Annotated in this window: 10 protein-coding genes; 4 read left to right on the plus strand and 6 right to left on the minus strand. The window is 70.2% G+C overall.

Annotated features, from left to right (window positions below):
* Positions 1-73: 73 nt before the first annotated feature.
* Positions 74-934, minus strand: coding sequence for an intradiol ring-cleavage dioxygenase (locus tag DFP74_RS21105; protein WP_121184007.1), 861 nt, complete (start codon positions 932-934; stop codon positions 74-76).
* Between the two features lie 288 nt (positions 935-1222).
* Between DFP74_RS21105 and DFP74_RS21110 the strand changes: the two genes are divergently transcribed.
* Complete coding sequence (locus DFP74_RS21110; RefSeq protein WP_121184009.1) at positions 1223-2713, plus strand: aminopeptidase P family protein; 1491 nt, start codon at positions 1223-1225, stop codon at positions 2711-2713.
* 122 nt (positions 2714-2835) lie between these two features.
* On the opposite strand, the gene DFP74_RS21115 is transcribed toward DFP74_RS21110, so the two are convergent.
* The gene (locus DFP74_RS21115; protein ID WP_121184011.1) at positions 2836-3438 is read right to left on the minus strand and encodes a TetR/AcrR family transcriptional regulator; all 603 of its coding nucleotides are present in this window, start codon (positions 3436-3438) and stop codon (positions 2836-2838) included.
* 171 nt (positions 3439-3609) lie between these two features.
* Here DFP74_RS21115 and DFP74_RS21120 point away from each other — a divergent pair, with 171 nt between their 5' ends.
* Positions 3610-4860, plus strand: a complete 1251-nt coding sequence (locus tag DFP74_RS21120) for a DUF418 domain-containing protein (RefSeq protein ID WP_121184013.1) — start codon at positions 3610-3612, stop codon at positions 4858-4860.
* 111 nt (positions 4861-4971) lie between these two features.
* Here the strand turns inward: DFP74_RS21120 and DFP74_RS21125 are convergent, their stop codons facing one another.
* The 3 genes from DFP74_RS21125 to DFP74_RS21135 all read right to left on the minus strand — a co-directional run bounded on the left by DFP74_RS21125 (position 4972) and on the right by DFP74_RS21135 (position 8137).
* A complete protein-coding gene (locus DFP74_RS21125) occupies positions 4972-6354 on the minus strand; it encodes a hypothetical protein (RefSeq protein WP_121184015.1) in 1383 nt (460 codons plus the stop codon).
* Between the two features lie 492 nt (positions 6355-6846).
* Positions 6847-7380: a hypothetical protein gene (locus DFP74_RS21130; RefSeq protein ID WP_121184017.1), complete on the minus strand. Its 534-nt coding sequence runs from the start codon at positions 7378-7380 to the stop codon at positions 6847-6849.
* A 112-nt stretch (positions 7381-7492) separates the two neighbouring features.
* Positions 7493-8137 carry a TetR/AcrR family transcriptional regulator gene (locus DFP74_RS21135; protein WP_121184019.1) on the minus strand — a complete coding sequence of 215 codons (645 nt, stop codon included), beginning with the start codon at positions 8135-8137 and terminating at the stop codon, positions 7493-7495.
* 143 nt (positions 8138-8280) lie between these two features.
* Here DFP74_RS21135 and DFP74_RS21140 point away from each other — a divergent pair, with 143 nt between their 5' ends.
* Positions 8281-9060, plus strand: coding sequence for a glucose 1-dehydrogenase (locus DFP74_RS21140; RefSeq protein WP_121184021.1), 780 nt, complete (start codon positions 8281-8283; stop codon positions 9058-9060).
* The gene (locus tag DFP74_RS21145; RefSeq protein ID WP_121184023.1) at positions 9057-9533 is read left to right on the plus strand and encodes a nitroreductase/quinone reductase family protein; all 477 of its coding nucleotides are present in this window, start codon (positions 9057-9059) and stop codon (positions 9531-9533) included. The genes DFP74_RS21140 and DFP74_RS21145 overlap by 4 nt, the downstream gene beginning before the upstream one ends.
* Positions 9534-9737: 204 nt before the next feature.
* Here the strand turns inward: DFP74_RS21145 and DFP74_RS21150 are convergent, their stop codons facing one another.
* Positions 9738-11375 (minus strand): BCCT family transporter, encoded by a 1638-nt coding sequence (locus DFP74_RS21150; RefSeq protein ID WP_121184025.1) that lies wholly within the window; start codon positions 11373-11375, stop codon positions 9738-9740.
* Positions 11376-11845: the final 470 nt, after the last annotated feature.

Below are 11845 nucleotides of genomic sequence, written 5' to 3' on the forward strand. Positions count from 1 at the left end.
CTCCCTGTCTGTTCGCTTGGCCCTTGAACGAGACAGCGCCCAGACCTCTGACAGGAATGCAATGTGACGTGGGTCATATCTTTCGGGTGGGCGCTCCGCCGCCGGTCGTGGACTCCTCCGGGGTGATGCCCACGGTCACGGACAGGGTGTAGCCGTTCTCCGGCGTGCCCTCGGTGATCGGGACGGGCGAGACGACCATGCTGCCGGGGTCCCCTTCCCCCTCCTGCGCCTCCCGGTACACCTGGTCCTCCTCGACCGGGGTCAGTTCCAGCACGTGCTCGGAGTAGGGCTCGCGTTCGGCGATCTCGGCGCAGAAGTCGTCGGCGAACAGCAGCTGGCCGGTGTGCACCGTGGTGCCGCCCTCGTAGGTGGTGTCGGCCTCGCCTCCGACGTGCACCTTGAGGTGGACGTGCGTGACCCGGGGCCTGTACCAGCCCGGGACGACCGTGCTGAAGTAGGCGGTACCGTCGCCGTCCACCAGGCGGATGCCCCGCAGGAAGGACATCTCGTCGCCCTCACCGTCCTCGTCGGGGACCTGCCCGCCGGGGCCGGCGTCGGTGTAGCCGGAGTAGTAGCCCCAGGCGTCGCAGTGCCAGATCTCCACCGCCACCGAGTCCTCGGTCATCGGGGCGCAGCCGTCGGAGTAGTCGACCACTGTGATCGCCATCGCCAGCGGGAAGCCCTGCTTGCCGTCGGTGATGTCCTCGCGGATGAGCTGCCCGTCGAGGTAGTAGGGGCCCTCGGTCACCTCCGGGGACAGCACGCACACCCCGTCGGTGCCGTCGACCGACGGGGCCGACTCCGTGCCGCCGGTCCCGCTTCCGGAGTCGGAGGAGGAGCACCCGGCCAGAGCCGTTCCCATCACCAGGGCACCGCCGCCCGCGATGGCGTGCCGCCGGGTGAGTGGTGCGCCCTGGAACCTCGAGTCCGCCATGAGTCCCGCCTGTTCGTGTCCGCTGCGTGGTCGGCCGATTCGCCGATCATGGACTCCACTCTGTCGGGCGCGGGTCAAGATGGTGTTGGAATCGGGTGAGAACGGTATGGGAGATGGTGTGGCGCATTCATGGGCGACCGACCCCTCCCACGGCTCGAACGGCTATGGGACAGGCGTTATGGGGGTCGCTATGTCCATGGAAGGCCATAGGGGCCGCTGTTTCCGTACGATGGTGGCATCGGCCGTGACCAGCGGTCATCCGATCGACCCGATGAGGAGTGTGCCCAGGTGAGCGAGCAGCAGCGCCCGGAGGCAGAGACGGACGCGCCCGTGTTCAGTCCACGCAAGAACGGGCAGGCGCAGTCGGTCTCCGACGAGCTCGCCGCGTGGATGAGCACCGGCTGGGCCGACACCGAGCGGCGCGACCTCGAACCGATCGAGCAGGCCGACCACACCGCGCGGCGCCGCGCCCGGATCAGCGCCGCCTTCCCCGGCGAGCGCCTGGTCGTGCCCGCCGGACAGCTGATCACCCGGTCCAACGACACCGAGTACCCCTTCCGCGCCGCGACGCCCTACGCCTACCTGACCGGTGACACCTCCGACGGCGGCTGCCTGGTCTTCACCCCCGACGCCGACGGCGGCCACGACGTCGTGCTCTACCTCAAGCCCCGTTCCAACCGCGACAACGGCGAGTTCTGGCTGGGTGGCTACGGCGAGCTGTGGACCGGCCGTCGCAACAGCCTGCCCGAGGCCGCGGAGCTGCTGGGCGTGGCCACCGCCGACGTGCGCACCCTGCCCGACGCCCTGCGCTCGGGCGACACGGCCGTGCGGATCGTGCGCGGCCACGACGCCGAGCTCGACGCCCTCGTCGACGAGGTGCGCGGGGACGCCGACGAGGACTCGCGCGCCAAGTCCGCCCAGCTGGACGCCGAGCTGGACGTGACCCTGGCCGACCACCGCCTGGTCAAGGACGCCTGGGAGGTCGAGCAGCTGCAGCTGGCGGTCGACGCCACCGTGCGCGGCTTCAACGACGTGGTCACCGCCCTGCCGCAGGCCAAGGACACCTCCGAGCGGTTCATCGAGGGCACGTTCTTCCTGCGCGCCCGGGTGGAGGGCAACGACGTCGGTTACGGCACCATCGCCGCCTCCGGCCCCAACGCCACCACCCTGCACTGGACCCGCAACGACGGCCCCGTGCGTGAGGGCGATCTGCTGCTGCTGGACGCGGGTGTGGAGACCACGACCCTGTACACCGCCGACGTCACGCGCACCATGCCGGTGTCGGGCGCCTTCACCGACACCCAGCGCAAGGTGTACGACCTGGTCTTCGCCGCCCAGGAGGCGGGTATCGCCGCGGTCGCCCCCGGCCGCCCGTTCACGGACTTCCACGAGGCCTCGCAGCGGGTGCTGGCCGAAGGGCTGATCGAGTGGGGCCTGCTGGAGGGCCCGGTGGACCGCGTCCTGGAGCTGGGCCTGCAGCGCCGGTACACCCTGCACGGCACCGGCCACATGCTGGGGATGGACGTGCACGACTGCGCCGCCTCGCGCCAGGAGGTGCACCTGTACGGCGACCTGGAGGCCGGCATGGTGCTCACGGTCGAGCCGGGCCTGTACTTCCAGCCCGATGACCTCACCGTCCCCGAGGAGCTGCGCGGCATCGGCGTGCGCATCGAGGACGACGTGCTGGTGACCGAGGAGGGCCGCACCGTGATGTCGGCCGGTCTGCCGCGTTCGTCGGCCGAGGTCGAGTCCTGGCTGGCCGAGCGCCTTCCGCGCTGACCCGTCGAGTTCGACGCGGGCCCGTTTCCCCTGGAGGGGAGCGGGCCCGCTTTCGTGTGTGCGCCCAAGGCCTTGTGGAAGGACGCGGACTCGTTGGGCGTCCCCGCGGGCGCTCCCAGGGTTCAGCCGCGCAGCACGCTGTCGACGGCGGTGTACAGGGTGGTGTTCTCGGACGCGAGCAGGGACTCCGATCCCGGAAGCGCCCTTTCCAGCGAGAGGCCGTTGATCACGGTGAGCAGGAACTTCGCGCGGGCGGTGTTGTCCCCCTCGGGGAGCTCTCTCGCGTCGGCCAGGACGGAGAGCCAGTACTCCACGCGGTGTTGCGCCTGCCGTTCGATGGCGAGGTACCCCTCGCGGGACGCCTCGGTCGGCTCGGTACTGATGAGGGACGCGTAGATCTGCCGCCACGCCTGTCTCGCCTGTTCCCCGGTTCCGGTGGGCGCGAGCAGCTGCCGCAGACAGCCGACCAGCCGGTCCCGCGCGGGCAGGTCCGTGTCGTGGATGGGCTCGCCGGGGAACGCCACGTCGTAGAGGCCGGTGAGCACCGCGTCCTGAAGGGCGCGCTGCGTCGGGAAGTGGTGTCGGAGCGAGCCCGTGCTCACCCCTGCTCTGGCGGCCACCGCCCGCACGCTCAACCGTGCGGCGGGGTTCTCGCCCACCATCTCCGCGGCCGCCGTGAGGATCCTGTCGCGCGAACTCGGCTTCGAGCGGGCTGATTCGGTCATGTGCACCTCCGCGCCCCACTCTACTAGCACACCGTACTAGCACAGTGTGTTAGTCTCGTGTCGGCACTAGCACAGTGTGTTGGCACGGGCTCGGCTCGGCTCGGCCTCACAAGCGGTCTCGCCGCAGCGCCGGACGGCGCCGGCGACCGACCCCCTCACCGAAAGGACGCCATGACCACCAGCAATTCCGGTCGCGCACCGACCGCGCAGGACAGGCCGCTCCCACCGACTCCACTCTCGGAGCGGTCCCTGGCCCCCGACCTGGCGCGGGGGATGATGCTGCTGCTGATCGCCCTCGCGCACACCCCCTACTTCCTCTACACCGCCCAGACGGGCGCAGCTGGGCTGCACCCGTTGGACGGAAGCGTCGCCGACAAGATCGCCCAGGCGTTCACGCTGATCGTGGTGGACGCCCGGGTCCACACGATGTTCGGGTTCCTCTTCGCCTACGGCATCGGGCAGATGTACGCGCGCCAGACCGCCAAGGGGACCAGCCCTCTCCAAGCACGGCGGCTGCTGCGCCGGCGCCACCTGTGGATGATCGCCTTCGGGGCGGTGCACGCGCTGCTGCTGTGGCAGGGCGACATCATCGGCGTCTACGGGCTGATCGGCCTGATCATGGTGCCGCTGTTCTTCGGTCGCTCGGACCGGACACTGAAGGTGTGGATCGGCGTCCTGCTGGCTCTGGGCGCTCTGATCGCCCTGGCGGGCGCGCTGGCCGCGACCGGCGCGACCGGCGCGGGCGGCGCGAGCGGTGCGGCGGCCGAGATGCAGCGGGCCAGCATCGCGGAGGCCTCCTACCCGGCCTCGATGGCGCCGCGGCTCTCGGCGTGGCTGGTCCAGCTGGTGTCCGGTGTCGCGACGCTGGCACTGCCGACGGCGTTCCTGATGGGCGTGCTGGCGGCGCGCCACCGGCTGCTGGACGAGCCGGGCCGGCACCTGGTGCTGCTGCGGCGGCTGGCGCTGTGGGGGATCGCCGCGGGGTGGGCGGCCGGTGCGGTGCTGGCTCTCCAGCACACCACGTCCGCCGGGTTCGGTTCCGTGTCGATGCTGGCGGGGGTGAGCTTCTTCGTCGGGATCTTCACCGGTGTCGGGTACGCGGCGCTGTTCGGCCTGGTGGCGCACTGGTTGAGCGGGCGCGCCGCGGCAACGGCGTGGCCGGTGCGGTGGCTGGGCGCGCTCGGCCGGCGGTCGATGAGCGGGTACCTGGCGCAGTCGCTGGTGTGGGGGCCGGTCCTGGCCGCCTGGGGCTTGGGCTTGGGTGCGTCCATGTCGAGTTGGTCGGCCTCGGTGCTGGCGGTGCTCACCTGGGCCCTGACGGTGGTCGGTGCGGCGGCGCTGGAGCGGGCCGGGCGTAGGGGCCCGGCGGAGGTGCTCCTGCGTCGGTTGACCTATCGGTCGGTGCGCTCACCCGGCGCCTGATGGCCGGAAGCGACGGGCTGCGCATCACCGCACCACGGCATCCCAGGGCCCCTTCGAGGGGCGGGCCCGTGGGGTGCCGTGCGCCGAACCCTGCCCGGGCGTGGGCCCCGTTCACCGGAGCGCGGTCGGACGCACCGGTTGCCTCTGCTGTGCCGATCGGGCGGGCCGTGCCCGGCTGTCGGGCGGCGTCGCGGGGGAGGCGCTGAGCTGTTGCCGGAGCCGGGCGATGATGCGCTGGCGGCCGGGCGGATGTGCGGGTCCGGCGGGTTCCTCTCGCCGTGGTCGCCCAGCGCGTGCGTAGGAGTCCAGGACCCGTTCCCACAGAGCGGGGTCGGCGGCGTCCTGGGCGGGCGGGTGCAGGAGTTCCCCGGGGACGGCCCGGCAGGGATCGCCGCAGACCCGGCAGGCGGCGCCCGGTGCGTTGCGCACGCCGGGGTGGCGCGGGCAGGTGCGGGCGGCGGCGCCACGGTCGTCCACCTCGAAGCGGGGGCGGCGGGAGAACGGGTCCGCGTCGGCGGGTTCCGGGGTCGCGCCCAGGTGCGCTCGGTGCGCGCCGGGTTCGGTCGCTGATGACGGGCCGAGGCGTCCGGCCAGGAAGGCGCGGGCGTCGCGGAGGGTGCGCAGGCGGCGCATCAGCGCGGGAAAGGGGCGGTCCAGGGTGTCGATGCCGGTGAAGAGGGCGCTGACGTCGTGCTCGGACAGGCCCTGCTCCAGCAGGAGTCCGGCCGCCTCGGCCAGGGCGCGCCGATCGTGCTGGGGGCGCGTGAGCCGGTGGGCCGGAACGGCGGAGGCGAGCCGCTGCGGCAGGCGGGGGAGTGGTGCTGGAAGCGGGGGCGAGGGCGTCGCGGGACGCGGTGGCAGCGCCGGAGTCGGTGCTGCTGCGCCTGTGGAGCTTTCGGGAATGTCGTGATGCGTCGGTGTTCGGGCGTGTTCGTCCCCACCTGTACTGACGCGCCTACGGACGGAAGCCTCGGCGCGGTGGTGGGAAGGGTGCTTCGGAGAAAGGTCTGTCCGTCGTTCTGACGCCTCGCGGGTGTCAGGCTGACGGGTCGTTCCTACCGCAGGGTAGGGCCGCGTGGCCTCGTCCAGGAGTTCCTCGCCGAGGCGGGCGCGGGCGTGGTTGATCTCGGCCAGGGTCTGCGCGGGGTAGGCGCCGGCCGGGATGAGCAGGTCGATCACGAGCGGCAGCCGGTCGGCGTGCCGGGCGCCGGAGGCCAGATCGGCGGCGAAGAAGGCCCGGGTCTCCTCGCGACTCAGAACGCTGACGAGGCGGGCCGTCTTGAGGTCCTGGAGGGCGCGCAGGACGGTGGACTCGCTGAGCAGGCCGCCCGAGCGCGCGGTCACGGTGCTCTGGTAGAGGTAGCACCAGCGCCCGTCCACGTCGGCGGCCTCGGCCAGGACGCTGAAGAGCAGGTGCGCGCGGAGCGTGGGGAACAGGCCGGACCGGCGCGCCTGGCCGATCCACAGGGGGAGGACGAACCCGATACCGTCCATCGCGCCCAGCGGTCGCTTGCTCGGGCCGGAACACTCGGACCGATGCGCCGTTTCGCCGGATGTCCGTGGGCAGGGAAGGATAGACTCCATCACCAGCCGCCTTCCTGGGGTCTTGCAGGCAGGTGGTCAGAACCCGGAACGGTGCTCCAACACCGTCCGGGTTCGCTTGCTTTCAGGAGGTAACTTAGCGAGTTCGAACGCGGGTTCGGATGGTTTTCCGGAAAATCCGTGTGGGCGTAGTCGAGATCTACGTCGTCAAGGTGGCGGCTCGAAACGAGAATGACCGCCTCAAGCGGATCATCCGATCGGCTTAGAGACCCCGGAAGGGGCCCAGGGAGCTCCCGAAATGGAGCCGCTGTTGTCCAGATCAGCCTTGGCCCACACCTTGGCGCCTCGCGTGACACGGTCTCTCGCCGTCACTTTGCCGTCCTTGTTCACACTCCGGACGATCGCGGAGTGGCAGTTGGTGGGACCACGAACCGCGATGGACTGTCAGCGACCGTCCAACTCGACGAACCGGCTCGCCCATGCCTTGAAGCGATCGTCGTACTTCTTTCGTTCGGCCCAGAGCACCTGCGGGTCCTCCGGTGGCCCAAGGCCGAAATTCTGGTGCAACCAGGTGAGGAACTCGTGGTGGGCCTCGCTGTGTTCCTCATCTTCTCCAGCGGCAAAGAACCCGAATTCAGCGAAAGGCGCGCTGTCGAAGGCCAGAAGCTGGAACAGCTCCACCAGGTTCCGCGCGATCACATAGAGATCTCCTTCATCGCCGACCAGGACGACGGGCAGGGTGGCAAGGTCGGTCCGATCGTCGCACCGCCACAGCGCGTAGGCGGATCCGGAGCCGTTGGCCTGCGCGAACGGGATGAACCGGCTCAGGAACTCCGGGTGCTCCGACCAGGTGTGGAGGCCGGCGTCTGAGTCGTACTCGAGCAGCTCGAAACCGTCCGAGTAGTAGATCGGGCCGATCCGGTCCGAGAACTCCTTGAGCAGGTTCAGCTCAGGGATCGGCGAGTACGCCTCGCTCATGTGGCCTCCTTGCAGGGCCGGGACGCCTGGCCCGGTCGCGGATGTCTTGCACTGGCCAGGTGATGCTATCCACGGCGGGGGACAAGGGGGCAGTGCCGCCGGCCGGTGGGACTCAGTCGTCGGTCGACGATTCCGGTCCGGTCACGGCGTACCGGGCTGCCATGGTGCGGACGGCCTCGTCGACCACCTGGGCGACGCGTTCGGCGCTCACCTCCCAGCCCGGCACGAGGAGGGTCGGCCAGAAGACGTAGTTGGAGATCATGCCCAGGAACTGGGTGGCCGCGAGGTCCACGTCTTCGATCCGCACCGTTCCCGCCTCGTGCTCGGCCAGCAGGTAGCCGCGTACGGACTCGAAGTAGGGCATCTTCCCGTGTGAGAACTGCGCGTTGGCGAGTTCGGGGAATCGCGGCAGCTCGGCGATGACGATGCGGAACAGGTCGGTCATCTGGGGGCGGCTCAACAGCTCGGCGTAGCGGCGGCCGATGGTGCCGAGCCCGTCGACGATGTCGCCCGCCGGCGGTGGATCCTCTTCGTCAGCGGTCGACCAGGACTCGGTGACCATGGCGTCGAACAGGGCGGCCTTGCTCGGAAACTGCTTGAACAAGGTGGCCCGCGAAACGCCCGAGCGCTCCGCGATCCGCGCCAGCGACGTCCGGTCGTAGCCCAACTCGAGGAACAGGGCGGTCGCGGCCGCCAGGATCAGGGCGCGCTTCTCCTGGGCGATGCGCTGGTGATACGTCGTCACGGCTCTGCTCATGGGCCGAGCATACGAGGTGAGTGGCTTGACTCACCACTGACGACGACCTAGTGTCAGGCAGTGGTGAGTCGCTTGGCTCACCACTGGCCGCCGGTCATCACCGATGATCCCGGTCAGTCACCCACGTCCTGAAGGAACATCTGATGCGCCGCTTCGACGACCAGACCGTGCTCGTGACCGGTGGGACCGGTGGCCAGGGATCGAGCCACGTGCGCGCCTTTCACGCGGAGGGAGCGAACGTGGTGATCGGCGACATCGACGCCGAACGCGGCGCCGCTCTCGCCGACGAGCTCGGGACCCGCGCTCGCTTCATCCACCTCGACGTCACCGACGAGAGCTCGTGGTCCGCCGCTGTGCCGGCCGCCGAGAGCGCCTTCGGCGCCCTGAACGTGCTCGTCAACAACGCGGGCGTCCAGAACCCGCCGGTGCCGATCGAGAAGACGGACCAGGTCACGTGGTCGCGCATCCTGGACATCAACCTCACCGGGACCTTCCTCGGCATCAAGGCCGCCGCCCCCGCTCTGCGACGTGCAACAGGGGGAGCCATCGTCAATATCGCCTCGACCATGGGCCTGGGCGGCACAGCGCACTACGCGCCGTACGTGGCCAGTAAGTGGGCCGTGCGTGGTCTCACGCAAACGGCGGCGCTCGAACTCGGCCGGGACCACATCCGCGTGAACACCATCCACCCCGGCGTGATCGCGACCCCCTTCATCCAGGAACCAGCAGCCGGCGCCACCGCGGCGATCGCCGACTTCTACTCACCCGAGCCGTTCGCCATCCCCCGACTCGGAGAGCCGACCGACGTCACCCGGCTTCTCCTGTTCCTCACGTCATCGGACGCGTCGTTCATCACGGGGTCGGAGTACGTCATCGACGGTGGACTCCTCCTCGGGCCCGCCCTTCAGAAGGAGGCCGCATGAGCGGTCCGGGCACGGCCGGATGGGACGACTCCGCACGGGACGCGTCCTTGGCGCACCTGCCCGATGACATCCGGCGAGCCATCGAGATCACGCCCGCGGCAGGCACCAGTGAACGGATCATCGACATCACGACACGGGGGCGCCGCACCGGCCGGCCACGCCGCATCGAGATCTTCTTCTACCGAGCCGCGGGCGGCACCTACCTGTGCAGCGGCGCCGGCGGGGCCGCTACCGACTGGCATGCGAACCTTCTCGCCACTCCCGCCTTCACCTTCCACCTCAAGAACGGGATCCGTGCGGATCTGCCGGCGCGGGCCACGCCGGTCACCGCCCCAGCCGAACGCCGGGCCGTGCTGGCGGAGATCGTCGCGGATCTCAACCAGCCCCACGATCCAGGGACCATCCGGCCGACTCGGCTCGAAGACTGGGCCGACAGCCGGCTGATGCGCATCAGCTTCCGCCATCGGCCATGATCGCCGCCCCACCCGACGCCTGGCCCGCGAGCCGCCCGGCCGGCGGGTCCAGGAGCCATGGCGTGCGCTGGGGCAGCTGATCAACGCGGTGGCCCTGTCCGACCGGACCATCGTGTTCACCACCGCTGAGGGCGTGTTCGCGCTCCGTTGACAAGCGAGAGGGCCCGCCCGCGGAAGCGGACGGGCCCTCAGGTCACTCGGGGCTCACTTCTCCGACGCGGCGACCAGAGGCGCGGTCTCCTCGGACCCGTCCTGCGCGTCGTCCGCGCTCTCCTCGCTCACCCGAGCGGGCGGCGTCGAAGGGACGACGATGCCCTGCTCGACGGCCATGTCGCGCAGCAGGCGCGGCGTGGTCCACAGGGTCGGCAGCATGATGAGGCCGACCGGAACCGCGGTCACCACGATGAACGACTGGAGAGCCTGGATGCCCCCGTCGCCCACCAGCAGCAGGGCCACTGCGGCCAGGCCCATGCCCACGCACCAGAACGCGCGCACCATCCCGGACGGCTCGCCCTCGTGCATGCTCGACACCGAGATCGCGTAGGACATCGAGTCGAGCGTGGACGCCAGGAAGATCAGCGCCACGATGATCATGAGCGCGCCCAGCAGACCCGTCAACGGCAGCGCCTGGATGATGGACAGTGCCGCCGCCGGCAGCCCGTCCTGCTCGTAGGGGCCGGTGATCGTGCCCGGGTCGCGCTGCTCCAGCCAGATACCGGTGCCGCCCAGCGCCGTGAACCACACGGTGGTCACGACCGTGGGCATCACCGTCGCGCCCACGTAGATGTCGCGCACGGTGCGCCCGCGCGAGATACGGGCGAAGAAAATCGCCATCATCGGGCCGAAGCCCAGGAACCAGCCGAAGAAGAACAGGGTCCAGTAGCCGACCCACGTCTTGTCCTCCTGGTACAGCGCCATCGGCAGGAACTCCTGCACCTGCACGACCGAGGCCTGGAGGTAGAGGTCCGCGACGAAGGGCAGCGACGCCATGCTCACGATCGCCCCGATGAGGGCCAGGGCCACCCACACGTTGGCGCGGCTCAGCAGCTGGATGCCGCGGTGGATACCGCTCAGCACCGACGCGGCGGCCACGATGGTCAGGCCGACGATGATCGCCGCCTGGGTGGCGTAGGTGTCGGGCAGGCCGAACAGCTCACCGGCGATGTAGGAGATCTGCAGACCGAGGAAGCCGATCGGGCCCACGGTTCCGGCGACGACCGCGAGCACGCAGCTGACGTCGACGACCGTGCCGATCCAGTGCGTGCGCACGCGCTCGCCCATCACCGGCCACAGCAGGGTGCGGGGGCGCAGGGGCATGCCCTTCTCGACACCGCGCATCATCACCAGCGTGGCCAGCGAACCGCCGATGGCCCAGCCGATGAAGCCCCAGTGCACGAAGCTCTGCGCCATGGCCAGCGCCGCGCCCCCCGCGCCGCCGTTGACCTGGTCGGCGTACTGGGGCGGGGGAGAGGCGTAGTGCGCGATCGGCTCCGCCGCGGCCCAGAACACCCCGCCCGCGGCCAGCAGCGTGGTGGTGATCATCGCGATCCAGGTGAAGCGGCCGAACGCCGGAGCGTCGTTGCCGCCCATGCGGACCCTGCCGTACCGGGAGAAGGCCAGGATCGTGACCACCACGAACGTGGCCAGCATCAGGATCTGCCAGTAGGCACCGAACCAGCGCGCCGACCAGGTGAAGGCCACGTCGACCGCGGCGCCCACCGCCTTGGGGGCGGCGAGCGCGGCCAGGACGAAGACGGCCATCAACACCCCCGACACTCCCATGACCCAGGGGTCGGTCCGGCGGCCTGGTGCGGACACACGCGTGCGCAGGGTGGAGAACATGAAGAAGTAGGTGCTCCTCGTATGGAGGCACCGACCGGGACGTTGCCGGTCAGTATCGGAAAATCCATGCGTCGTGCGTGCGTGGCGGCCGACGGGACGGGGTGTCCACCAGAGCGGCTGACAGCAGAGGCAGGAGAGCATGGAAACAGGCGAGGACGCTCAGAAGCGGACCCGCCGGCGCGCCGCCGTCGGAAACGGCGGGACGGAACGAGGGAGAAGGTCTCCGATCCCGCAGTGGTCAACGCGGCGGCGACTTCCTGTCATTCCTGCCGTCACAGCTTAATGCCTGTGGCGGCAGGAACGACAGGGTGGAGGGGGCTCAAAGGGCGTCTGTACAGGCGTTTTACGCCACAGCCGGGAGTGAGCACCGGCACGTGTGAGGCAGGACACGGGGATCGCACTCGTGGAGGGTGGCGGCGGCTCACGGAGTGGGATCGCCGGCGGTACACCTGATCCCCGAGGGGCCCGCC

Source organism: Nocardiopsis sp. Huas11 (assembly GCF_003634495.1).
In the GTDB taxonomy this organism is placed as follows: domain Bacteria; phylum Actinomycetota; class Actinomycetes; order Streptosporangiales; family Streptosporangiaceae; genus Nocardiopsis.